Raw genomic sequence first — 26,472 nt, forward strand, 5'->3', positions numbered from 1 at the left:
TCCCTTATACCATTTTTATATACATAAAATACTTTTTCATATTTTAGATTTAGATGCAACAATCATATAATTTTCAAATGTTACTATATCCACATAAAAAATGTAGTGTTATAGTATATATAATATTACATAAAAGGGGGTGCTAGATAGATGAATAATCATATACTTATTCAATTTGAATATATAGCAAGAATCATTATTGCTGGTTTATGTGGAGCTTTGATTGGATATGAAAGAAAGAATAGGCTAAAAGAAGCTGGAATCCGAACTCATTTTATAGTAGCACTAGGATCAGCACTTATAATCATTGTTTCCAAATATGGATTTGATGATGTAGTAGGTACTCCAGGTATTGGTTTAGACCCTGCTCGAGTTGCAGCACAGGTTGTCAGTGGAATAGGTTTTTTAGGAGCAGGATTAATATTTATCAGAAATCAATCAGTAAGCGGACTTACTACAGCTGCTGGTATATGGGCGACAGCAGGTACAGGTCTTGCAATTGGTTGTGGATTATACTTACTTGGTATTGTTTCAAGCATTATTATCGTTATCACTCAAATACTACTTCATAGAGATAGGAAATGGATGAAACTCCCTACAGCAGAACAGGTTTCTCTTAAAATTTCTAACAGCACCGATTCAATCTCATATATTGAAGAAAAATTTAAACAGTCTAAAATTGAAATTATAAATATGAATATTAAACGCATTGATGGAGATTGGCTAGAAGTAATTATCTATACTAAATTACCTAAAGGATATAAAAAGACGAATCTGTTAAAGTTGTTTAGTGATAATCCTCTTATAGAATCTTTAGAGATATAATATAAAAAATAGACTAGCTAAACACTAGTCTATTTCTTTGTTACTAATAACATGTTTTACAAGCTACATATCCATTTGCTTCTGCTTCTTCTCTACTCATTGAAATTGCACCTTCCATATTATGTGCAGTAGGAGAAGAATGATATTTATTTGATTTAGATTTTCCTCCATTTGCATATACAGTTTCAGATGTTTTTTGGTTGGTTGGATTTGATTCTTCAGTCTTAGGATTTGGAGCTTGAGCGTTTTCTGTTGACTTGTCAGCATTTTCTTTAGCAAGTTTTTCTGCTTTTTCCTTTTCTTCCTTTTCATTCTGAGTTAACTCTAAATCCTCTTGTTTTTTCTTTTCTTCTAACTCTTTTTTCTTTTGTTGCTCTAATTTATCTTTTTCTTCTTTTGCTTTTAATTCTTGTTTTTCTTTTACTTCATTGTCTTTTATATCCTGTTCTTCTTCTTTTCTTTTTATTACTTGTTGCTCATTCAAATTAGGTTCTGTTGCTACTTTGAGCGTTGCTCCCCACCATACCCAATTGAACATTAAGAGTATAAATACCACAAATAAGCTTATAACAACTTTTAATGTTTTTACTAATTTATTACTATTTTTATTTATACTTTTTACTAAAAATAAAATAGAAAATAATAATAATGTTAATGGTAATAATAAAATTCCTATAATAACAATTAATATCTTTTGCCAACTTTTTAATACTTTAAACTTCTCAAACATAAATTCCCCTCCAAAACATTAAGTTAACTACTTTATCATCCATAACTATTAATCTAATAAGATTTATGTCTGATAAATGTTGATATTAATTTTTAATAATTCCTTAATTTTCATCCTATATCCCCCTCTTTATACATTACTAATTAAATTATATAGTAAACAAATAATAAATGTTGTCGAAAATCAAAATTATATATTCTTAACTGGATATAAATATAAAGATAATTATTACTAATTTTCAATCTAAGCACTATATACTTATACTTTAACTAATATAAAATATAATTAAGACTTACTCTTATGTCACTCATAAAATGAAAAATGAAACAGTAAATATTTTAGAAGGTCTTAAAATATAATTTGCCACCGATTTTATAATACGGTGGCAAATTAGTGGTAAATTTACATTTTTTTATATTATTTATTGTCTAATCCATTAAAATTTAGCTATTTAGTTATAGGAACTTGAATTTCAGTTACAAATTCATCTACAATTCCAGTTTCATGTATATCTATTTTATATATCTCTATTGGTGCCGCATTTATTTTATAGTTATTTTCTTCTATAAATCTAAATACTTTTTCCATATATATTTTATTATTGGAGTTACTTCCAGTATAATTTAATGTTACATAATACCCTTCATCAAAAACTATATTATATATCTCCTCATTATCTTCCAAAAAACAAAATACAGACTTAAACTCATTAAAGATACCATTATTGATTGCTTCAATAGAAAAAGCAGAACCAATATTATTATTTCCAAGTATATTAAATCTGTCTTCATATTCTTTTTGAAGCTTTTGAATTAAGAAATCAAAATCTTCATCTCTTTCTATATCAGCATTTAATTCTAAGGCTTTCCTTTTTTCTATATATACAACTTCTATCTCGTCTATTTTAGTATTTTGAATCACACTTTCAATTGAACTTAATCTTGTTATGATATTTTCCTTGTGACTTACAAGCTCAAGCATCTTTTTGTCAATTAAATCAAGTTCTTCATTTAATATAGTTTTTGTAGATTCTATACTTCTATCATCTAAATATTCTTTTATCTTTTTCATTGGAAAATTCAAACTTCTAAATTCTTTTATCAAATTCAATTTCCATATATCAGATATATTATACATTCTATATCCATTGGTATCTCTAAATGGTTTTAGAATTCCTATTTCTTCATAGTACATTAAAGAATCTCTACCTATACCATATATTTTAGATATTTCTCCTATTTTATAATAATCTTTCATTTATATAATAAAGTCCTCCATAATTATATTTTTTCTTAAAAATAAATAACTCGTCTATTTTCCTAATTCTATTTTAGAATATACTAAAAAATCTTCTAAAACAAGGTTTCAAAAATAAATTGTATTTAGTTAACTATCTAAATATATCTATACTTTGTTCATTATTCTATTATAATATTGATTATGACATTTCTGACTTTAAGCTTTTTAAAAGATATATTTGACTTTATATTTACACCTATGCCATTATATTTTTATACACTATTTTTTATTTCCGAAATATCGCTTTATAAATTTAATGATATTAATATATTATTTCAGTATATTGTTCAAATATTAATTAACATTTAAATATTTTTAGTATAAACACAGTTATTATCAAAAAATCAAAGTATCTTATGGGGGAATACTATGCCAAATTATGATTATATAAAAATGTTAAATAAAAAAGTAGAACTATTGTCTAAAGATTTAGAGAAAAGAAATTGTAAATTAAAAGTCTCAAACGAAATAGATTTTTTTACTAAAATACCAAATAGAAAATTTATATACCAATATATTGATAATTGTATTTCAAAAAATACTTCTATTGGAATTATGTTATTAAATATTGATAACTTTAAATTATTCAATGATATATATGGATACCTAGTGGGAGAAAATTTATTAATTAATCTTACTCAAAAACTATTGTATTATGTTCCAGAATCTAAAGGAATAGTTGGCCATTTAAAAGGAGAAGGATTTTTAATTGCTATCCCAAATGTATCGAAGGAAGAATTAGATGATATGGGAACATCTATTATAAAATGCGCTAGGGAATTAAAAATACAACTTCCTAATGAAAAAGAAATCTATTCTAATGTTACATTTAGTATTGGTAGTGCAATTTGGGATGGTAAATCAGATATAACTACTTTAATACTTTTAAATCAAGTATATAGCGCTTTAAAGAAAGCTAAAAGTGAAGGTAAGAATAGATACATTTCATTTGATTTTAAAGATAATAATTTTTATAATAAATTAGAAAATGATAAAGAATTTTTATCAGAAATATCATACGCTTTATTAGATAAACAAATTGAGGTATTTTATCAACCACTTTATAATATAAAAAGTAATACTATAGTTGGATGTGAAGCACTTGCACGCTGGAGACATCCTCTTAAAGGGCTTCTCACTCCAGATAAATTTATACCTTTATTTGAACAATCTGGATTGATAATAGAATTAGATTTATATTTATTCGAACAGAACTGTATAAATATAAGAAGATGGATTGATAGCAATGATGTGTTTGTTCCAATTTGTTGTAATTTTTCTCGTCTTCATTTTTTTAGCCCTAATTTTCCAAGCACTTTAAAAAGTATCGCTGAGAAATATAATGTAGCTACATCAAATTTTAGCATTGAAATTACAGAAAATATATTGATAGAAAATACAAATACAATTATTCAACAACTAAATGAATTGCGTTCTTTTGGTTTTTCTGTATCAATGGATGATTTTGGCTCTGGATATTCATCTTTTGGTATGTTACAAAACCTTCCTTTTGATGTAATAAAAATTGATAAAATATTTTTATCTCATAACTTAAACGATTTTAAAAATACAACAATTTTATATTCTATAATAAATATTGCAAGAGCTCTTGGTATACTTACAGTGTGTGAAGGGGTTGAAACAGAACAACAAGTAGAGTTTATCAAAAGCATAAACTGTGACATTGCTCAAGGTTTTTATTATGCAAAACCTATGGAATGTAAGCAATTTGAAAAGTTACTATCTAAAAAAAATACTTCAGGCAAAATGTCTATTGAATATTCTGATATAGGAAAATCTTTAATAGAAAAAATCTTTGATGCATTTTTTATTATGCAAGATATGCAAAAACTAAGAGCAAATGTTATTGAAAATATTAAATGGTTTGATTTTTATAACAAAAAAGAACTTACATCTTTTCCTGAGGTAATAGAATACTTTGAAAAACATATCAAAGGTAAAAAATTTTCTATTCTTTATAAAAGTATAACTCCACATGATGTTAGTTCAGATTCATTACTAATTAGTGGAGAAGCTGTTTTATCTGATGAAACTACAGGTTGTCAAAATTATAGTAATTTCTATTTTAGTGCAAATTGTATTATTTCAAAAAATAAATTAATCTTAACAAAAATACATTTAGATTTAATTAAAACTGCTGGCTATATAAATGAATTTGAATCATATTCAATACCTAAAATGACAAATACTCATCTAGATGAAAGTAGTACTTTATCACAATTTTATTCAATGCTACCTGTAGGTATCATTCGCTATGATTTATTTGGTGATATGATTATTACATATATGAACGAAGAAATGTTTGATATTATAGGTTATACAAAAGAACAATTTTTTGGTGAAATGAGTGGCAACTTAAGAGCAATTGTTCATCCAGATGATTTAGACTTCGTTTATAAAAAAAGCTTAGAAATGATTGATACAAATAAGATTGAACCTTTTTTATACAGATTTATAAAGCGTAATGGTCAAATTGTTACAGTTATGTATAAACAATGTAATCTTTCTGCAATTGATGGAAGGTCTATTGCACAAGGTATGTATATAGATGTTGATAAAATAAAAAATTTAATAGATATTTAATTTTAAATGTGTCAACTATAAATAAATTATAAGTACCTTTATAGATTTATTAAATTAAAACTCCAATTTATGTATAATTAATAACAAGCATTCTACTATATAATTAATCACAATCGTTCGACAAATTGATGATAAAATTCCCACTATGTGCTATAAGTTAATATATAATGCAATAAAATTAATTTAATTTTAGGGCACTAAGCTATTTAGAGTAACTACTTTTAATTTATTTGTGTTTTTATAATAAAATCATTTGATGCTATAAATCAGAGTTAACACAGATAAATTAAGTTTTTATATAAAAAACCTACTTTTACTTAAAATATTGCATAAAATTTTCTTATTTCATAAAAAGGTCATAGTTCAACAAAGTTTTCTAATTTAAAAGTATTAATATATAATATAATTAATTTATATAATAGTAAGAAAGGAGAATATCATGAGCACACTCTCAAAAAAAGCACCAGAATTGGTAAGACATATTTTAATGAGTTTTTATGTAAATCGAGATATTAATGAGGTATTAAGATATATGTCAAAAGATATTACTTGGATTGGTCCAGGAGAACAAGAATTTCTCACTTCTTTTAATGAAATAAAAGACTATTTTTATGCTGGTCAAAATGAAGTTCCTTCTTGTGATATGAATAATGAAACATTTGAAGTTGTAAGTGAAGATAAATATAGATGTATCGTAGTAGGAAAATATACTATTCGTACTAAAGAAAATGACCAAATGATTTTAGAGGTATGTCAGCGTTGTACATTTGAAATAATTGAAAACAATGGACAATTATTGGTGAGACATATGCACATATCAAACCCATACAGTGAAATGCAAGTTGATGAATTCTTCCCTAATAAAATAGGAACACAAAGTTATGATTATTTGCAAAGATTACTAAAGGAAAAGACAGAAGTAATTGAAATGATTACCAATAATATCAATGGTGGATTAAAAGGAAGCAATGATGATGATACATATTCATTTTTCTATGTCAATGAGGGATTACCTAAAATATTAGGATATACATATGATGAGTTTATGGAAATGAGTGGTGGCTCTGCAGTAGGTGCTGTATACCCACCAGATTTACCTAAAGCACTAGAAGATTGTGAACGATGTTTTGCAAAAGGCTCTACCTATTCATCTGAATATAGAATACGTAAAAAAGATGGAACATTAATGTGGGTATTAGATTCTGGAATGAAATCATTAAATAGTGATGGTATTGTAAAAATTAATAGCATTATTACAGATATCACCCAACTAAAAAATATAGAATCTGAATTAAAGTTAGAAAGAGAACGATATCGTATTGCTTTACAAAATATTACAGATATTATGTTTGAATATGATATTGAAAATGATAATTTTGTAAGATATCAACGAGTTGAAATAGACCGAAAAATTGAACTAGAAAATTTTGAAACAAGAAATTATTCCAACATATTAAAAGATGGGAAAAGTATTCATCTTGATGATATTGGTAAATTATTAGAAGTACTTCGTGGAAACCTTCGTGAAACAATTGAAATACGAAAGTTAGAATCATTAATTAAAGATGAGTGGAGATGGATTCGTGTTCAATGTTCAGTTATCTATGATGGTGATCATAATCCAATCAAAACAATTGGTGTTTTGAAAGATATAACTGAAGATAAATCTAAATTAGAAAAATTAATTGCTCAAACTCAACGAGATCCATTAACACAGCTTTATAATCAAAAAGCATCAGAAAATTTTATAGATGAGTATCTCATCAATACTGAACAAAAAAATAGTGAAGCTTTAATGGTTATTGACATTGATGACTTTAAAACTGTAAATGATACTTTTGGACATTTAGAAGGAAATGAAGTTTTAGTTGCTGTTTCAAAAATATTAATGCAAAATACAGATGATAAGGATATAGTTGCTCGTATCGGCGGAGATGAGTTTATGATATTTATGAAATCGCTATCAAATGATTCTGTAATAAAAAGCATTAATGATATTTTAACTGATGTAAGTAAAGTAAAAGCAAAAAACAATCATCAAATAACATTGAGTATTGGCATTGCTTTTGCTACAGATTCAAGTAAATCATATAAAAACTTATTTTCTAAAGCAGATGAAGCTTTGTATTTAGCAAAAGCAAGTGGTAAAAATTGTTACAGAATATGTGAATAATATACTTATTTAGTATATTCCATATTAATATAACCTAACTATTTTTATTACAATATTACATTATAAACTATTCTATTATAATTATATTTTTTTATTATTTTTTTGAAAATGATATTATAATTATAATAATCTCAAATAACAAAAAGGGGTTATCTCAAAATGAAAATTTGAATCATCTCCTTTTACTTTTATAAAACCTTTGAAATTACTATTATTTATTATTTGCTGTTGACATTGGTACTATACCATAGTTTATCATCTATATTAGTAATAAATAAAATTATTAATTAATAGTTTCATAATTTTTATAATAGCTTTACAAGGAGTGATAATAAATGGATACAAAAATATCTATAGACGAAAACATAAGTTTGGGCAAGAGGTTTTTTAAATACTTAGCTCCATCTGTAGTTGCAATGTGGGTTTTCTCATTGTATACAATGGTTGATGGAATATTTGTAAGTAAAGGAGTTGGAGAATTAGCCTTAGCTGCTGTTAATATATCTATGCCTTTTATTAATTTTATATTTGCAGTTTCTTTGTTATTTTCAACTGGTGCCTCTACTATAATTGCAATTTATCTGGGCAAAAAAGATATCAAATCTGCAAATGAAGTTTTTTCATTTAACTTAGTATCAATAATTATACTATCATTAATTATATTGGCAGTAACCTTTTTTAACTTAGATAAATTGGCACTATTTTTAGGTGCCACAGAATCTACAATCGGTATGGTTAAAGACTACCTAGGAATAATAATATTTTTTAATGGTTTTTTTATAGTTTCCTATTCTTTAGAAGTTATAATAAAAACTGATGGATTCCCAATATTGGCTACTGTTGGTGTTATAATATCAGCCCTTACAAACATCATACTAGATTATTTATTTGTAATAGAGTTTGGATGGGGCGTAAAGGGTGCTGGTATTGCGACTGGTTTGTCTCAAGTTTTTTCTACTGTTTTTTTCTTAATACACTTTTTGAGAAAAAACTCAACTTTGAATTTTTCTAAATTTAAGGTTAGTTTTAAGACACTTAGAAAAATCCTCTTTATAGGTTTCCCTGATTCAACTACTGAATTAAGTTGTGGTATAGTTGTTTTACTTTTTAACTTGAGCCTTACTAAATATATAGGAGAAAATGCTCTTATTTATTATAGTGTTATAAACTATATAAACACATTGGTTCTTATGACTATGATGGGTATAACTCAGGGTATGCAACCACTTACTAGTTTTTATTATGGTGCAGGCAACATCGATAATGTAAAGAAATTATTGAAGATGGGAGTAAAAGCTACAATAATAGCTTCAATAGCTGTATTTGCAATCTGTATGACTTTTTCAGAATCAATAGTTTCTCTGTTTATTCACCCAGAAGAGACTCTATTATTCAATGAAGGAGTTCGTGTATTTAAAATATTCTCTATATCATTCTTATTAGTTGGATTTAATGTAATAATTTCAGGATTCTTTGTTTCAGTAGAAAAACCATCAATTTCTACAGTTATATCTCTTGGTAGAGGACTTGTAATTGTCTCTCTAAGTTTAATTGTAATGATACTAATGTTTGGTGGTCAAGGAATATGGATGACTACTATTGTTTCTGAATTTATATGTCTTATTGCATCAATGATTTTCCTAAAGAAGAATTTTTCTACACTAGATTCTAGTCTAAAAAAATAGCTTAAACAAAAGTAGAAATAATAATGTATAAAATAAAGAATACCTATTATACAATCTTGCAAACATCGATACTTTGCATACATTAAGATTGTATAATAGGTATTTTATTTATGTACTTATTTTATTTCTAAATAGCCATAACCATCTTTTATTACATTTCCTTTTACTTCATATTCTACAGGAGTTCTAAATACTGGTCCATCTACTACAAATGTATGATACTCTCCATGCTCTCCACATGGGTCTGAGCCTGTTTCTTTTATCTTTTTCACAAGTTCTCTAGTTAATTTTTTTCCTAAAAATTCCTCTCCTAAATGCTTTAAGTTTACTTTTGTTATGACGCTACAAAATCCACTATCTATAAATTCATATACCAATTCCTCTCTGCTTTCTTGCCACAATGGTAGTTCTACCTTCATCCCAACTGCATCACATCTGTCAGAGTCCCATTTTTTGTGACTTTCTATATCTATATCTCCATATGCACATATTGTTGCTCCCATGTTTTTAGCTTTTATTAAAGCTCTCTCAAAACTCTCTTCATACCCTTCTACTCCACATTCAGCAACTAACAGAGGTAGTCCGATACTATCACTTACTTGTTTAAGCATCTTATGCTCTAAGTTATGAGTCCATGATTTTCCATGTTCTTCACTTATAGTTGTCAAGAGTGCCACAGGCTTATATCCTTTTTCCAACATTCTATTTAATGCTAATATACTATCTTTACCACCACTAAATGACATTACAAATTTTTCATCAGCCATTCCTAACACCTCTTTCTTTTAACTTTACTTACTATCCTAATTATACCAAATTTTTAAGTTATATAGCAAATTATATGGTATTTTAAATCATTAGTTTACTATAAAGAATGTACCTAAAATTAAAAGTATAACCCCTATGTATTTATATAAATGCATTGTTTCTTGTCCCAAAATCACGCTATCAATAAAAAAGCCGATTAGAACCTGAGATACAAGTGTTAATATAAGTGTATTTGATACCCCTAAGTTTGGAATTGCTTTTACTGTAAAATATATTATTAGCCCTCCAAATACTCCTCCTAACAATAACTTATAATTAAAATCATTTAAAGATACTAAACATTTTAAATCCCCAGCAACTATTATGCTTGCTAAAAAAAATATTGCTCCTACAGTCAAACTTATAAATGTGGCAACCAATGCTGTTGTACTCTTACCTAGTTCTCCATTTATAAAAGCTTCAAGAGCAGTAGACCCACCTGCCAATAATGCAAATATTATTGCCCATAATTTTGTCATGGACAAGCCTCCTCCTATATAATTCTATTAATAAGAGTTTATGATACAACCTATTAATTAATTACTAAGTAGAGTTTTATTTTTATACTATGTGGCTTTATTTGAATATAAATTTCTGTTATAATTGTTCTATTGATTTTGGAGGTGATTTTATGTATACAAATTTTAATATCAATTTTGATAACTTTAATAAAAAAGAAAATGCTACTAAATTTATGATAATGGGAGTGTTACTTGTTATATTGGGATTCTTGTGCATTACGTTTAAGACTCTAGGTATAAAATTAATCTCTTGGACTTTTGGTGTTGCACTTTTATTCTTTGCATATTTAAATCTTAAAAACATCAATGAGTTAAAAAAATATGCTGCTAAAGAAGAAATTAAACCGTCTACCAATGTTCAATGGATTCTAATAGTTACATGTATACTACTTTTTGTATTTCCTCAAAAAATACAGAGTATTTTCTCATTACTTTTGGGATTTTATTTAATTTTTAATCAGCTTGTAGTATTTGTAAATAGTAAAAATAATCCATATTCTAAGTTTACAACTTGGAATATAGTTAAAACTTTATTTGGTATATGCCTTATATTGTCACCACTATTTTTATCTAGATTTATAGTCTCAATAATGTCATTTTTCATAATATTATTTGGACTTGCTCTATTTTTTTCTGGAAATAAATCTAGAAAATATTAATTATTTTATTGCTTTATTTTACCTTACTTAAAATAGAATTTGTTTAAGTCACCTATTTGTGGTAATATGTTTTTTGTACAAATTTAATGTACAATTTTATTAGAAATAGGTGATTACTTTGGATAAATTTAAATATGCTTTTGATAATAAAAGATATCATACTTGGAATTACTACCTTAGAAATACATTTGGAGAAAAAGTCTTTAAAGTATCAATAAATGCAGGATTTACTTGCCCAAATATTGACGGAAGTATTGGCTATGGTGGTTGTACTTATTGCAGTAAAGAAGGTTCAGGCGACTTTGCTGGAAATCCTAAGGATAATCTTATTAATCAATTTTATAATATAAGAGAAATGATGTTAAAAAAATGGCCTCATGCTAAATATATTGGCTATTTTCAAGCTTATACAAATACTTATGCACCTCTTGAGATTTTAAAAGAGAAATATGAAACTATACTATCTCTTGATGATGTTATAGGTCTTTCAATCTCAACAAGGCCTGACTGTTTGCCAGATGATGTAGTCGATTATCTATCCGAACTTAATGAAAGAACTAATCTATGGGTTGAACTTGGACTTCAGACAATTCATGATTCTACATCTAAAATTATAAATAGAGGACATGATTATAAAGCATTTGTTGAAGGTGTTGAAAAATTAAAGGCTAAAAATATAAAAGTAGTTGTACACATTATAAATGGTCTACCTGGTGAAGATTATAATATGATGATGGAAACTGCTAAGGCAGTCGGCAAAATGAATGTAGATGGTATAAAAATACATCTATTACATGTTATAAAAGATACTCCGATGGAGAAAATGCTTCAAAATGGGATGTTAACTCTTATGAGCCAAGATGAATACATTAATCTTGTTTGTGACCAACTAGAAATATTACCTGAAACTATGATAATTCATAGACTTACTGGTGATGGTAAAAGAGATGAACTTGTTGGACCTTTATGGAGTTTAAAAAAATGGGAGATTTTAAATCAAATTGATGATACATTAAAATCTCGAAAGTCCTATCAGGGATGTAAATTTATTCAAGATTAAATAATGATTAACATATTAAATAGTGATTAAAGATAACATAATAACTATAGATATATTTATAGAAAATATAAATATATCTATAGTTATTTTATTCTATAGTTATTTTATTCTATAGTTATTTTATTGTTCACAAATCAAATTTCATATTAAAAATTACAATAAAAAATACTCCTATACAAATGTACAAGGGCAAAATATATAGTCTTAAATACTTTCTGTTTTTTCAGTTTGTTTTAATTTATTAGACTTATAAAACATTTTTATTCCATCATAAGAAAGATTAAGTGCTATTACAGCTGATATCAACATTAGCATCACTCCAAACAGCTTTCCTATAGAAAAATTTTCTCCTAACATAGTGCCTCCAATTATAACAGAACCAACTAATTCTACTGATGCTACAACACCTGCAACAGATAGCTCTACACCTTTAGATATACCTGCTGCATAAAAAATATATGCAAGTGCTGCTGGAACAACTCCTAACATCAACATACAAGATAAAATATTTAAATCTTTAGCATAATTTAATATTTCCCATGGTCTAGCAGAAGGAATCATAAATATCGCTCCAAATAAAAAGCTGTAAACTAATATTGTTGAACTTGAAAATTCCTTTAAAGCATTCTTACTAATAGTTGGCATAAGTGCATACGCTATTGCAGATAATATTCCAAGTAATAAGCCCATAGTACTTAAGTTTTGAAAATTCAAACTTCCACCAGTTACTGCCATAATAGCACCAATAAAGCAAAAAATCAGCGAAAATATTTTACTTTTAGTAATACTCTCTTTATAAAAAAATTTTGAAAATACAGCTAAAAACAATGGCGATGTATACAATAAAACTGCTGATACAGATACACCTACAGTATCAATAGCTTTAAAGTAACATAAATTAAACATAGCTTGACATATAATTCCTATTATTACTGAATAAATAATTCCTTTTTTGTTTATTTTTAAAATATGTGGTGTTCTTATAGCTGAATAAACACCTAAAACTATAAATCCAAAAAATAATCTTGTAAATGCTACTTGTTCTGATGTCAGCCCATTTCCCATCAAAAACTTTCCAAACAACCCAAGTGTAGCCCATAAGATTCCTGCTGTTGCTATAAATACATACCCTTTACTTTTTTCTCCCATCTTAAATACCCCTCTACTATTATTTAGTCAATACACATCATTTTTATCAAGCAAAAAACATGCCACTTTTATTTTATTTATATCGACACTAAAAACTTAGAATTTGCAACAATATTACTAGTTTTTCAACTTTTCTATAGTAATTTCAAGTATATTTTAAGTTGATTTAGACTCGTTTTAACTGTAAAATAAGTTATATATAACTTATTTAAAGTTAAAATAGACTGAAATTTATGTATTATATAAAGATTATACTTTTAATTATATTTAATAAATTAAACCTATTTTAATATATCATTAAAAATTTAGGGGGGAAATAGGGAAAATGAATTTAGATTTAGAGTTTTATAAAAAAATATTAGAGGCTTCTCATGATGAAATATGTGCATCTGATGATAAAGGTATAATAATATATTGTAATAAGGCATTTGAAGAAAATTATGGTCTAAAAAAAGAGGATATTTTAGGGAAAAACGTTTCTTTCTTAGAAGAATCTGGATATTCAACAAAAAGCCCCATACCAGTGGTATTGAGAACAAAGTCTAAATTTTCACTTGAACAAGATACTCAAACAGGAAAAAAACTTATTATAACTGCAAGCCCTGTATTTGATGAAAACGGCGAGCTAGAATTCACTGTTGAAAATTGTAGAGATATAACCGAACTTAATAATATAAAAAATAAACTTGAAGACACAAAAAAACAAGTGAAAAAATACAAATCTGAGGTGGAAACACTATATAGAACAGCTCTTAGGATTGAAGACACAGTAATTATGGATGGTGTAGTCATGAGACCTATTATGAATACAGTCAACCATGTTTCTAAAACTGATGTAAGTGTACTATTATTAGGAGAATCTGGAACAGGAAAGAGTTCACTTGCTAGATATATACATCACAACAGCAACAGGGCAAGCGGTCCATTTATAACTATAAACTGTGCAACCATATCTCCACAACTACTTGAATCTGAACTTTTTGGATATACTTCAGGTGCTTTTACAGGTGCAAGTACCAAAGGTAAAGTTGGTCTTGTAGAATTGGCTAATGGAGGAACTCTTTTTTTAGACGAAATAGGTGATATACCACAAAATCTACAGGCAAAATTTTTACAATTGATACAAGATAGGACTTTTACTCCTGTTGGAAGTTTAAAAAATAAAAAAGTTGACATAAGAATTATATCTGCTACAAATGCTGACTTAATTTCTAAAGTAAAAGAAAAAAAATTTAGAGAAGATTTATATTATAGATTAAATGTTATAGAAATAAAACTCCCTCCACTTAGAGAAAGAAAAGATAATTTAGTAGAGATTATAAAATATTATTTTAATAGATATTCAAGTGACTTTAATCTAAACAAGACAATTTCAAAAGAAGCTATAAATATTATTGCAAACTACAGATTTCCAGGTAATATAAGAGAGTTACAGAATATAATTCAAAAAATCTTACTTACTTGTAGAGATAATCATATAACAACAGACGATTTACCAAATATACTCACTAAAAATGTAAATACTGTCAATAGTGGAAATAATTTTCCAACATATACAACTGACGTAGATAATTCTCTACCTATTGATTATAAAAACAAAAACTTTAACACTTTAATTATGGAGTATGAAAAAAATGTAATTTTAGATGCTTATGAAAAATTGGGCAGTTCTTATAAAGTAGCTAGACTCCTTGAAATTTCCCAATCTAAAGCTAATAGACTGATTAGAAAGTATACTAATACTTAATTTTAAATTTGATAAATAAAAACTTAACATTATTTACATATTGTAAATTTCGCCAATTACTGGTATTATGAATATGGTTGAAATTATTTAAATAAATGTGATTGACTTAATTTCATATATTTACCATTAAACTTTTATCATAAATATCATATCATAATAATATATTTAATAAGTCTAATAAACTATACGAGGTGTAAATATGTTAATGAATACCCATTTTATTATGGCAAAATCGATACTTAATAATATAGATGAAAATAAAACATTCTTTATAAGCGAAAAAAATTTTATATATGGTAATATAAAACCAGATGCTTTTTCTAAATACAAATTAAAAAAACATTATATGGATGAATCATTTAATATGGTTGCTTCTAAAATAAAATATCTGTGCAGTCTTACTATAGACAGCGTTTCTAAATATTTTTCAGTAAGTAGACTTAGTCAAGAGCTTGGTGTTATCTGCCACTTTTTATGCGATTTTTTCTGCTTAGCTCATAGTGAACGCTGGGAATTTAAGCATAGTTTGAACAAACATGTCACTTATGAAAGAGAACTTGGAGCATTTGCAAAGGATGTTGATTTATCTAAAATTAAAGGTAGTACTATAAATAACGGATTTGAAAAATTTTTTGTTAAACTTTACAATGAATACAAAAATAAAAGCGACTATATGAATGATTTAAAATTTTCAGCATATACTTGCAATAGTGTTATAAATTATATATTAGATTCTATTTTAGCTAATACAATAAAATCATACCATATAGCAAATTGTGGTTAACTTAAGAATTTTAAACTGACAATTAATACAATCAAAATGACTGCTCTACAGAATATAAAATCTAGTTTTATAATTCTCTTGAACAGTCATTTTTTATACTGAATAGGTAATACCTTATAAAATTTATTACTTAGTAAATCAACATACAAAAATAACTTACTAGTTTTTTATTACTTAACATCAATCTTATATCTAATTATTTATTTTTATTATAGCATCTATAGCACTTTTTACACTATCTACTACATAATTTGCACTTTGTTTTACTTCTTCTCTTGCCTTTGACATTACAAAACTGTATTTAAAACCTTCTAACATACAAATATCATTTGGAGAATCTCCAATAGTAGCAACTTCATCTGGATTTACATTCAGAGTTTTTATTACATGTTCTATACTACCTCTTTTTGATACACTTTTAGGAACTATGTTTAAAGTATAAGTACTAGAAAAATATATTTCCAACACTTCCCTAAACTCACGTTTTAAATATAACTCTATTCTAGACAACTCTTCTAAATTTTCAGAGCATATACCAATATTACCTATAAGATTATCAAAACTATCTCTTTTCTCAAAATCAGGGTCCACTATAAAATCACTAGAATAATGTCTAAAAGCTGTCGTATCACTATCTACAATTACATCTCCTTTATATTTAAAATACAATTGTGCATCAGTTGATTCAAATCTATCAATAACTTTTTTTACTAATTTATCATCTATAGTTTGCTTAAAAATCACATTATAATCTTTATCATGTATAAATGCGCCATTTTCACATATATAATAGCCATTCATATCTAAGCTCCCTTCAATAATATCACGAGCTTGTTTAAAAACCCTACCTGTAGCAACATTAAACTGTACTCCGCTTTTTTCTATTTCCTCAATTGCTGCTATGTCCTCTTTTGTTATAGCTCCATTTTCATATAAAGTTCCATCTAAATCACAAAATATATGTTTTATCATAAATTAAAAGCCTCCAAAAATGATTTTATATTATATCAATACTTTAAATATACCCAATATCATAATAATTTAAAGTTTTTCTAATTGTATTCTCAGTTCATTAAGTAAATCTCTAGTAGCTCTTAATCTTATCTTTCTTCTATCTCCATTAAATATATTTTTCTTCACTATTGTTTTTCCATTTATATATATTGCAGTATAAACAAGTCCTACAGGCTTTTCCTCGGTCCCTCCACCAGGTCCAGCTACTCCAGTTGTAGATATGCCTATATTAGCTCCAAACCCTTTAGCAATGCCCTCAGCCATTTCTATTGCTGTTTGCTCACTTACTGCTCCAAAGTCTTCTAAAGTTTCTTTTTTTACTCCCAATCTTTTCATTTTGGATTCATTAGAATATGTTACACATCCTTCAAGAAATACAGAAGATATTCCTGGATAGTTTATAAGAGATGAAGATACCAAACCTCCAGTACAAGATTCAGCCACTGCTATTGTTAAGTTTTTTTCTACAAGAAGCTTAGAAACAGCATCCTCTAATGCAGACTCTCCTTCAGATACTGAAATATCTCCTTCAGTATATACATATTTCCCTACTCTATCCTTTATCTTTTCTTCTACTGGTTTTATCAATTCAAAAGCTAGTTCTTCATTTTCAGCTTTTGCAGTTATTCTTATTGTAACTTCTAATTCCTTTGCATACAAAGCAACTGTTGGATTAGTTTGCTCATCAATTATATCTAAAATTTCCAATTCTAGATTTGACTCACCTATTCCATACAATCTTAAAGTTTTTGATACTAGCATTTCCTTTGTAAATTGTTGTAGGTAAGGTTTGACACTCTCATTAAACATTGCCTTCATTTCTCTTGGAGGTCCAGGTAGTACTATTATACTTTTATCATCTTTCTTTAAAATTGCTCCTGGTGCTGTTCCATTATTATTTTTTAATACTATAGCATCCTTTGGAAAATATACCTGTTTCATATTATTTTCAGCCATTTTCTTTCCTGTTTTAACAAAGAATGATTCTAAGACTTCTAATGATGGTTTATGTAATTCTAATTCTTGTCCAAAATACTCTGCTGCAGTTTCTTTTGTCATATCATCACCAGTTGGTCCAAGACCTCCTGTAGTAATTACTAAATCACTTCTTTTTAAGCTTTCATCAAAACATTCTAAGAGTCTCTGCTTATTGTCTCCAACTGTACTTTGATGATATACTTCTATTCCCAATGCTGCAAGTTCTTTAGCTAAAAATTGAGAATTCGTATTTACTATATCTCCCAACAATATCTCTGTTCCTACACTTATTATTTCTGCTTTCAAATTTTATCACTCCTTGATTTATAGCCATTAAGACTAGTCTTAAGTTCATACCACTAATTTTAGCAAAAATAAGAACATAAATAAAGTTAAAAAATCATTCAACTCTATCTGTAAGTTAGATTATCACTCTAAAACCACACATAATATAAACTTAGCATATAGTGGTACTTTCATCATCAACCATTAATTCATATAATTAAGTAAGTAAATTAAAAAATTTAATTTAAAAATAATAAAATTTAAAATAGGAGTGTATAATATGAAAATAGCAGTTATAATGGGTGGAATATCATCAGAGAGAGAAGTTTCTTTAAATTCAGGAAAAGAAATATATAATAACCTTGATAAAAGTAAATACAATGTTGTAAAGGTAATAATAGATGATAAAAGAGATATATTTACAAAAATACCAGAAGATACAGATTTTGCAGTACTAGCACTACATGGAAAATTTGGTGAAGATGGATGCATTCAATCAGTACTTGAGACTATGGATATACCATATTCTGGATGTGGACCTCTTTGTAGTGGAATGTGTATGGACAAAAATATCACTAAAAAAATGCTTAGAGATTCAGACCTTCCTACTGCTCCATGGGCTTTAGTAAAATCAGTTGATGAAATAAATTATGATGAGATAGATAAAATAGGATATCCAGTATTTATAAAACCAAATTCAGGAGGTTCAAGTGTTGCTACATTCTTTATTCATTCCAAAAATGAAGTTGAAGAAGCAGTTCGTAAAGGTTTAGAGGTTGATGAGTTTGTAATGATTGAAAAATATATACCAGGTGGAGAATATACTTCATTTATATTAAATGGCGAAGTATTTCCTACTATATCTATAAAATCAGACTCAGGATTCTTTGATTATGAAGCTAAGTACTCACTTGAAAAAGGAGCAAAAGAAGAAGTTGTTTATTTAGATGATGAACTCCAAAAAAGAGTAAATGAGATTTCTGAGACTTGTTGGAAAATTTTTAATTGCAAAGCATATGTAAGAGTTGATATGATTATAAGTGAAGGTATTCCTTATGTTCTTGAGCTAAATACTCTTCCTGGCATGACTAAAACTAGTTTAATACCTAGAAGTGCTGCTGCTAAAGGTCTTGAGTATAGCCAATTATTAGATAAACTTATAGAATACTCTTTAAATTAGATAATACAATTTGAGGTGGTAATTTGATATTTTCAAATCTAAGATTAAATGATAGTGAACCAATTTATATACAAATTAAAAATTATATAAGTGATATGATATCAAAAGGATTAATTCCAGACAATAGTAAGCTCCCTTCTACAAGGGAGCTTAGTCAGCTTTTACAAGTTAGTAGAAATTCCATAGTCTTAACTTATGAAGAACTAAAATCAGAAGGCTTAATCTACTCTGTTTCAGGAAAAGGTACATTTGTTAATTCAAAAAATAAATCTTCGAACACTACATGGTCTTTAAATTGGGATTGTTTAGAGAATACATACTCTAAAAAAGCTAATGAATTAGATATTATAAAAAGTGAAATACCTTGGAGCTCTAACCTAATATCATTTAAAAGTATATCTCCCGATGGAGATTTATTTGATATGGAGGAATTAAAAAAATCTTTTTTAAATAGAATCTCATTAGAAGGTCACAAACTACTTAACTATGGATATGCACAAGGTTATAAACCTCTTATTGACTATTTGCTGGAATATATGACAAATAAGGGGGTTGATATTAATAACAAAGATATATTAATTACAAATGGATTTACAGAAGGCTTTGATATTATTATGTCCTCTTTCACTCAAGAAAAAGACTATATAATCTGTGAAAATCCTACTCACAACACAGCTATAAAAATTATGAAGTCACACAATCTCAATATTTTAGGTGTGGATATATGTGAAAATGGTTTAGATTTCAATATTCTCGAAAATCGTTTAATTGAGTACAAAAATAAAATAAAATTTGCATATATTACTCCTTCTTATCATAATCCAACGGGAATTGTAATGACTCCTGAAAATAGATATAGATTCTATAACCTTATGAAAAAATACAATATAGCAATTATAGAAGATGGCTTTAATGAAGAGTTACTCTACAATAGTTCTCATATATTTCCCATCTGCTCTCTTGATAATATGAATAATGGCGTTGTGTATATTGGTAGTTTTTCAAAAATTTTATTTCCTGGAATGAGGATTGGATGGATATTTGCAGATAAAAAAGTTATAGATAAGTTAGAAAGTGTAAAAAGGTGCAGAAATATACATGTATCTTTTTTAGACCAAGGTATTTTATTTGATTATTTAAGTAATGGGGGATTTGAAAAATACGTAAAAAAAATACGTAAATTCTATGGGGATAAATTTAACTTCGCCTATGAATGTGTAAAAAAATATATACAAACGGAATATATCTTAGGTGATGGTGGCTTGCATATATTTATAAAGCTTAAGAATATAGATACTAGAAAGTTACTAGAAAAATGTTATAAAAAAAATGTTATCTTCATGCCTGGAGATTTATTCTTTACAGATGGCTCTGGTTCTGACACTTTAAGACTTGGATTTTCGAGACTCTCTTTTGAGGATATTGAAACTGGTATAAAAATAATAGGAGAAACTATATATGAAATGTCCTAGGTTAACTAAATATTGTTAGCCTAGTTTATTTTTATGAGGTATAATATATATAGTTTATATGAATCTAACATGGGGGATAATATGAGTAAAAAGTCAAAACGAAAGAAGATTAATAAATTAAAACTAACAATTGTAATAACTGTATTATTTCTTGCCTTACTATCTATATATGAGATATTTTTCTCTAAATCCAACAAAAAAGATAATATAAAAAGTCAAGAAACTATGCAAGATAAAAATAATACAACAGATGATTCTAAAAATAATCAAAACTCTACTAAAAAGCAGGAAGATAACAATATTAAGCCTACTTTTTCATCTTCTTCAATACCAGATAATATAAAAAACAAAATGATTGGTAAATCTATGCCTTCTGATGAACCTATAAGCTTTGATAGTTTATCTTACTTGAAACTTACCTACTACGGATTTGATGAAAAAACTCATCAAGGTGAAATGATAGTAAATAGTGAACTAGCTCCAGAAGTTGTCGATATTTTTAAAGAATTATATGAAAAAAAATATCCAATTGAAAAAATTAAATTAATAGATGATTATGACGCTGTAGATGAAAAATCTATGTCTGATAATAATACATCTGCATTTTGTTATAGAACTGTAGCTGGTACAAATACTGTCTCAAATCATGGTAAAGGACGAGCCATAGATATAAATCCATTGCAAAACCCACATGTTTCTGGAGACAATATTAGCCCTAAGGTAAGCACTGTTTATGCAGATAGGTCTACTTTAAAATTTGGAATGATAAAAAAGGGTGATGATTGTTATAATGCTTTTGTAAGCAGAGGTTGGAGTTGGGGCGGATATTGGAAAAACCCAGATTACCAACATTTTGAAAAATAATAGATTAGAAATAAAGGTGAATTATATGAATTTAATGACATTGGAAAACATAAGTAAAAGCTATTCTGAAAAAAAATTACTTGAAAATATATCTCTTGGTATCAATGATGGAGAAAAAATAGGACTTATTGGTGTAAATGGTACTGGTAAATCTACTTTACTTAAAATTATTGCAGGAGCTGAAGAAAGTGAAACTGGCAATATAACAAAGGCTAATGGTACTAGAGTAGAATATCTTCCTCAAAACCCAACTTATAATGAAAATTCAACTGTTCTAGAACAAGTATTTAATGGGACTTCAGAAGAATTAAAACTACTTGGTAAGTATCAAGAAACTTTAGAAAAACTTAATTCTAATTTTACAGATGAACTAAATAAAAAGTTATTATCTATACATGAGAAGATAGATGCTTTAAATCTTTGGGATTTAGAAAGTGAAGCCAAATCTGTACTTACTAAGCTTGGTATAAATGATTTTAATCAAAAAATAATAGAGCTTTCTGGTGGTCAAAGAAAAAGAGTTTCTCTAGCCTCAGCTCTTATTACTCCTTGTGAGCTTTTAATACTAGATGAACCAACAAACCATCTAGATAATGATACCATCGATTGGCTTGAAGAATACCTAAATTCAAGAAAAGGTTCATTGCTTATGATAACTCATGATAGATATTTTTTAGACCATGTTACAAATAGAATAATTGAATTAGATAAAGGTAGATTATTTAGCTATGATGGTAATTATTCAATATTTTTAGAAAAGAAAATGGAAAGACTTACATTAGAATCAAGTATGGAAGATAAACGACAGAATTTAATTAGAACAGAGCTTGCTTGGGTTAGACGTGGAGCTCAAGCTCGTAGTACAAAACAAAAAGCTCGTCTACAAAGATTTGATGAACTCGTAAATAGAGACTCTTTCAAACTTGATGAAAATATCGATATATCTGTTGCCTCAAGTAGACTTGGAAATAAAATAATAGAAATACACAATATATCTAAATCTTTTGAAGAAAATACAGTCATAGATAGCTTAGAATATACTTTAGCACGTGCAGATAGAATTGGTATAATAGGTAAAAATGGTATGGGTAAATCAACTCTAATAAACATAATAAATGGGAAATTGGCCCCTGATAGTGGATATATCTCAATTGGAGAAACTGTAAAAATAGGTTGCTTTTCTCAAGATGATTCTCATATGGACATTAATATAAGGGCTATAGACTATGTAAAAGAAGCTAGCGATTATATAGAAACTTCTGATGGTACTAGGATTACAGCTTCTCAAATGTGTGAAAGATTCCTTTTTAATGGTACTATGCAGTATACTTTGATAGGTAAACTATCTGGTGGTGAAAGAAGAAGACTACACCTTCTTAGAATTCTTATGACAGCTCCTAATGTACTTCTTTTGGATGAGCCTACAAACGACTTAGATATTGAAACACTAAAAATATTAGAGGAATATCTTGATGAATTTAAAGGTGTAGTAATTACAGTATCACATGATAGATACTTCCTAGATAGAATCTGTAATAAAATATTCGCATATGAAGGAAATGGAAAAATTCATATTTATACAGGTAATTATAGTGACTATCTTATTTATAGAGAAATTCAAGGAATTGAATTTGAAGAGTCTAAAAAAGAATCACTTAAAAATGATGATTCAACTACTCCAAAAAAAGAAAAACCTAAAAATGATAAAAAACTTAAATTCTCATATAATGAGCAAAGAGAGTTTGAAAATATTGATTCTGACATAGAAAAACTTGAATCTAAAATTGCAAAACTTGATGAAAGTACTTCAAAATTTGCAACTGATTTTACTAAACTTCAAGAAATTTTAGATGAAAAATCAAAACTGGAAAAAGAACTTGAGTACAAATATGAAAGATGGGAATATCTAAATAATTTAGCTGACGAAATAGCTAATAATAAATAATATTAAAATATCTAAGTTTAGTGACCTTTACTTTAAGTTTATAAGTTATAAATATTTAAAAGAGCTATATGTCTTTAAAAACATATAGCTCTTTTATAACTATCTTCTAATTTTTATATTCAGATATATCCTATAATAATTCTTTCTTATATGTCTATATCCATTCTTTCAACATAGTGACAATTGACATCAATATGATTTAAAAAAACCAACAACCTTTCATAAAGTGGATGAGATTCTTCTCCATATTTGGATTCTAAGTTTTCACCTATTTCTCTAACAGTCTTTTGACCATCAATTTGTAAAAATACGAAACTAGAATATTCATCTAGCTCTATTTTTTTATATTTAGGTATTCTAGCTTTTAACTTTCTAAAAAATCTTTGAATCTTATGGTCCTGTTTTTCAAGTATAGTTACAATACTATTTTCATCTACTTCATATTCAAGTCCATCAGTAATTTTAAATACAATATCTAAAACATCATTACTCTTGCTCATTATTTTTTACTTTAGATAAAATAATAGGTAATGCTGTAAGTACAACTAGAACTACTAGTAAAGCAATTGCCATTGAATTTGTCGCAGCAAATCCACTTGGTACTTTTGGAGTTATAACTCCAGTTACTTGTAATATTATACCTATTAAACCAATGATAGATCCACCTGCAACAAGACCAGAAGATAAACTTATACCATTAGAAACTTTAGCTTCTTTTTCTTTTTCAGATTTAGATACTAATTCAACAAATAGACGAATTAATGCTCCAACTAATATTATAGAAGTTGTTGCTATTGGTAAATAGAATCCTATAGCTATAGTCATTATTGGTAATTTTAATGCATATAACACAATTGCCATAAATACTCCAACAATAATCATAACCCAAGGTAAACTACCTGACATAATACCAGAAGTTAATGTTGACATTAAGTTTGCTTGTGGTAATGCAAATTGTACATTATCACCAGTAGCTTTAAGTTGGTCAGAAAGTAATAAGATTACTCCTACAACAACTATAACACCAACTATACTTGCAATTGTGAAGTAACGTTGCATTTCGTTTTTACTACCACCAATGATGTAAGTTACTTTTTGAGATTGAGTATATCCTCCAGCTATAGCAATAGCAACAACTATAAATGACCCAAATAAAAGTAATGATTTATTAGCTTCTAAATCAGTCCATCCCATTACAACAAATACTAATGTTACAATAACTAAAGAAGCTATAGTCATACCAGAAACTGGAAGATTTGATGTTCCTATTGTTCCTGTTAAACGTCCAGCTACTATGACGAATAATAAAGATAATAAAAGAGATATGATAGCTCCAATAATTGCCATAGCAATGTTACCAGAAATTAAGAACGCTGCTAAGAATCCAACTACTACTCCACCTAATAAAAGTATCATTTGTATAGATGAACCTTCTTCTGCATCTCCAGTACTTGATTTAGCTTTAAGTGTTTCTTTTATAGAAGCGATTATAGTTGGAATAAGTTTTATTGCACCAATAATACCTCCACAAAGCATCATACCAGCACCTATATATTTTACATAACTACTAGATATAGCTCCAACATCCATTTGATTAAGAGGCATCGCAGGATTATTCCATACCATAGCTCCATCTTTAGCCATATCAGTAAAGTAACCTATTAAAGGTGCAATACCAAAGTTTGATAAGATACTTCCTGCAAACATTGTTAAAGAAACTTCAAGTCCTACTATAAACCCAATTCCTAAAAGTAGAGGGTTTACTTCAATATCAAATTTCCATTTGTAGAATTTACTTCCTACAAGACTCATTACATTGTTTGCTACATTTAAAAATGAACCAGTTAATACAGTGATAAATCCACTTATTACAAATCCAATTCCCATGTATTTAATTGAGTCTCCACCAGCCTCTGAAGCAACAAGTGTTTCAGATATAGCCATTGATTCTGGGTACATAAGTTTACCATGTTCTTCAACTATTAAATAATTGTGAACTATTGCTGCAACTCCTATACCAAAGAAAACACCACCAACTCCAACAGCTAAGCCTTCTAAAAATGTAATTTGGCTTCCAATTAAGATAACTGCTGGTAATACGAAAATGAATCCACTTGCAACAGATTCTCCACCACTTGACATACCTTGGATTAAATTCTTACCAAGAATACCCTTTTGACGAGCAAATGCTCCAACAAAAGCAGAACCTATTATAGCTCCTGGAATACCTGCTGCAACTGTAAGACCAGCTTTCATTCCAGAATAAGTTGTAGATGCGGCAAAAATGGCAGCTAAAATAATACCGATAATCAGTACAGCTACATTTCCACCGGTTCTGGACTTATCTGTGATGTATGGAACGTAATCTTTTCCACTAACCTCACCATAAGCTCCCTTAGGTAATTTTTTGTTCATAAAATTTTCACCCCTTTTCAGTTTGTATATATTATAACATATATACATATAAAACTTAACTTTTTATTATTTTACAAATAGCGAGTAAAAACTACTAAAATTTAATACCATATTATTAATTTCTACTTTTAGATATTTTTATGCTAATTTTCTTTTTATTTTTCGATTATACTAAAAATAATTAAGATAAAAAGTAAAAAAAAATTTTATATTAAAATTAAATTTGTTATAAAAACACTTTAAAACACGGAAAAGTATAAAAAATACAATAATCAT

The 26,472-nt window shown here is 27.4% G+C and carries 21 protein-coding genes; 12 read left to right on the plus strand and 9 right to left on the minus strand.

Going from position 1 to position 26,472, the window contains the following annotated elements; genetic code table 11:
• Positions 1-150: 150 nt before the first annotated feature.
• Positions 151-825 carry an MgtC/SapB family protein gene (locus KGF36_RS04325; RefSeq protein WP_227432770.1) on the plus strand — a complete coding sequence of 225 codons (675 nt, stop codon included), beginning with the start codon at positions 151-153 and terminating at the stop codon, positions 823-825.
• A 43-nt stretch (positions 826-868) separates the two neighbouring features.
• On the opposite strand, the gene KGF36_RS04330 is transcribed toward KGF36_RS04325, so the two are convergent.
• Together KGF36_RS04330 and KGF36_RS04335 are read right to left on the minus strand one after the other, a co-directional pair.
• Positions 869-1,555: a hypothetical protein gene (locus KGF36_RS04330; RefSeq protein WP_227854567.1), complete on the minus strand. Its 687-nt coding sequence runs from the start codon at positions 1,553-1,555 to the stop codon at positions 869-871.
• 447 nt (positions 1,556-2,002) lie between these two features.
• The gene (locus tag KGF36_RS04335; RefSeq protein WP_227827291.1) at positions 2,003-2,812 is read right to left on the minus strand and encodes a MerR family transcriptional regulator; all 810 of its coding nucleotides are present in this window, start codon (positions 2,810-2,812) and stop codon (positions 2,003-2,005) included.
• A 411-nt stretch (positions 2,813-3,223) separates the two neighbouring features.
• On the opposite strand from KGF36_RS04335, the gene KGF36_RS04340 reads away from it, so the two are divergent.
• From KGF36_RS04340 to KGF36_RS04350, 3 genes are all read left to right on the plus strand, one after another.
• Positions 3,224-5,458: an EAL domain-containing protein gene (locus KGF36_RS04340; protein ID WP_227827290.1), complete on the plus strand. Its 2,235-nt coding sequence runs from the start codon at positions 3,224-3,226 to the stop codon at positions 5,456-5,458.
• A gap of 439 nt (positions 5,459-5,897) precedes the next feature.
• On the plus strand, positions 5,898-7,631 hold the full coding sequence (locus KGF36_RS04345) for a sensor domain-containing diguanylate cyclase (protein ID WP_227841934.1): 1,734 nt from the start codon (positions 5,898-5,900) through the stop codon (positions 7,629-7,631).
• Between the two features lie 335 nt (positions 7,632-7,966).
• Positions 7,967-9,316, plus strand: coding sequence for an MATE family efflux transporter (locus KGF36_RS04350; RefSeq protein ID WP_227854568.1), 1,350 nt, complete (start codon positions 7,967-7,969; stop codon positions 9,314-9,316).
• 116 nt (positions 9,317-9,432) lie between these two features.
• Here KGF36_RS04350 and KGF36_RS04355 read toward each other — a convergent pair whose 3' ends face one another.
• Complete coding sequence (locus KGF36_RS04355; RefSeq protein ID WP_227434322.1) at positions 9,433-10,083, minus strand: diphthine--ammonia ligase; 651 nt, start codon at positions 10,081-10,083, stop codon at positions 9,433-9,435.
• A gap of 90 nt (positions 10,084-10,173) precedes the next feature.
• Positions 10,174-10,602 carry a DMT family transporter gene (locus KGF36_RS04360; protein ID WP_227827286.1) on the minus strand — a complete coding sequence of 143 codons (429 nt, stop codon included), beginning with the start codon at positions 10,600-10,602 and terminating at the stop codon, positions 10,174-10,176.
• A 152-nt stretch (positions 10,603-10,754) separates the two neighbouring features.
• On the opposite strand from KGF36_RS04360, the gene KGF36_RS04365 reads away from it, so the two are divergent.
• Both KGF36_RS04365 and KGF36_RS04370 read left to right on the plus strand, forming a co-directional pair.
• On the plus strand, positions 10,755-11,303 hold the full coding sequence (locus KGF36_RS04365) for a DUF308 domain-containing protein (RefSeq protein WP_227854569.1): 549 nt from the start codon (positions 10,755-10,757) through the stop codon (positions 11,301-11,303).
• A gap of 118 nt (positions 11,304-11,421) precedes the next feature.
• On the plus strand, positions 11,422-12,363 hold the full coding sequence (locus KGF36_RS04370) for a TIGR01212 family radical SAM protein (RefSeq protein WP_227827284.1): 942 nt from the start codon (positions 11,422-11,424) through the stop codon (positions 12,361-12,363).
• 204 nt (positions 12,364-12,567) lie between these two features.
• Here KGF36_RS04370 and KGF36_RS04375 read toward each other — a convergent pair whose 3' ends face one another.
• Positions 12,568-13,512 (minus strand): DMT family transporter, encoded by a 945-nt coding sequence (locus KGF36_RS04375; protein ID WP_227850174.1) that lies wholly within the window; start codon positions 13,510-13,512, stop codon positions 12,568-12,570.
• Positions 13,513-13,837: 325 nt separating this feature from the next.
• On the opposite strand from KGF36_RS04375, the gene KGF36_RS04380 reads away from it, so the two are divergent.
• Both KGF36_RS04380 and KGF36_RS04385 read left to right on the plus strand, forming a co-directional pair.
• Complete coding sequence (locus KGF36_RS04380) at positions 13,838-15,259, plus strand: sigma-54 interaction domain-containing protein (protein WP_227850173.1); 1,422 nt, start codon at positions 13,838-13,840, stop codon at positions 15,257-15,259.
• Between the two features lie 199 nt (positions 15,260-15,458).
• Positions 15,459-16,043 (plus strand): zinc dependent phospholipase C family protein, encoded by a 585-nt coding sequence (locus tag KGF36_RS04385; protein WP_227827281.1) that lies wholly within the window; start codon positions 15,459-15,461, stop codon positions 16,041-16,043.
• 192 nt (positions 16,044-16,235) lie between these two features.
• Here KGF36_RS04385 and KGF36_RS04390 read toward each other — a convergent pair whose 3' ends face one another.
• On the minus strand, positions 16,236-17,015 hold the full coding sequence (locus KGF36_RS04390) for an HAD family hydrolase (RefSeq protein ID WP_227827280.1): 780 nt from the start codon (positions 17,013-17,015) through the stop codon (positions 16,236-16,238).
• Between the two features lie 69 nt (positions 17,016-17,084).
• The gene (locus KGF36_RS04395) at positions 17,085-18,341 is read right to left on the minus strand and encodes a competence/damage-inducible protein A (protein ID WP_227827279.1); all 1,257 of its coding nucleotides are present in this window, start codon (positions 18,339-18,341) and stop codon (positions 17,085-17,087) included.
• 259 nt (positions 18,342-18,600) lie between these two features.
• Between KGF36_RS04395 and KGF36_RS04400 the strand changes: the two genes are divergently transcribed.
• From KGF36_RS04400 to KGF36_RS04415, 4 genes are all read left to right on the plus strand, one after another.
• Positions 18,601-19,500, plus strand: a complete 900-nt coding sequence (locus KGF36_RS04400; protein WP_227854570.1) for a D-alanine--D-alanine ligase — start codon at positions 18,601-18,603, stop codon at positions 19,498-19,500.
• A 23-nt stretch (positions 19,501-19,523) separates the two neighbouring features.
• The gene (gene ddlR / locus KGF36_RS04405) at positions 19,524-20,972 is read left to right on the plus strand and encodes a transcriptional regulator DdlR (protein ID WP_227827277.1); all 1,449 of its coding nucleotides are present in this window, start codon (positions 19,524-19,526) and stop codon (positions 20,970-20,972) included.
• An 81-nt stretch (positions 20,973-21,053) separates the two neighbouring features.
• Positions 21,054-21,836 (plus strand): M15 family metallopeptidase, encoded by a 783-nt coding sequence (locus KGF36_RS04410; protein WP_227827276.1) that lies wholly within the window; start codon positions 21,054-21,056, stop codon positions 21,834-21,836.
• A 25-nt stretch (positions 21,837-21,861) separates the two neighbouring features.
• The gene (locus KGF36_RS04415) at positions 21,862-23,781 is read left to right on the plus strand and encodes an ABC-F family ATP-binding cassette domain-containing protein (RefSeq protein ID WP_227854571.1); all 1,920 of its coding nucleotides are present in this window, start codon (positions 21,862-21,864) and stop codon (positions 23,779-23,781) included.
• 146 nt (positions 23,782-23,927) lie between these two features.
• On the opposite strand, the gene KGF36_RS04420 is transcribed toward KGF36_RS04415, so the two are convergent.
• On the minus strand, positions 23,928-24,281 hold the full coding sequence (locus tag KGF36_RS04420) for a PqqD family protein (RefSeq protein WP_227827275.1): 354 nt from the start codon (positions 24,279-24,281) through the stop codon (positions 23,928-23,930).
• Entirely contained in the window at positions 24,268-26,196 is a 1,929-nt protein-coding gene (locus tag KGF36_RS04425) for an OPT family oligopeptide transporter (RefSeq protein ID WP_227827274.1), read from the minus strand. The genes KGF36_RS04420 and KGF36_RS04425 overlap by 14 nt, the downstream gene beginning before the upstream one ends.
• Positions 26,197-26,472: the final 276 nt, after the last annotated feature.

Origin of the sequence: Clostridioides sp. ZZV14-6009 (assembly GCF_020658095.1) — a bacterium.
Classification (GTDB): Bacteria; Bacillota; Clostridia; order Peptostreptococcales; family Peptostreptococcaceae; genus Clostridioides.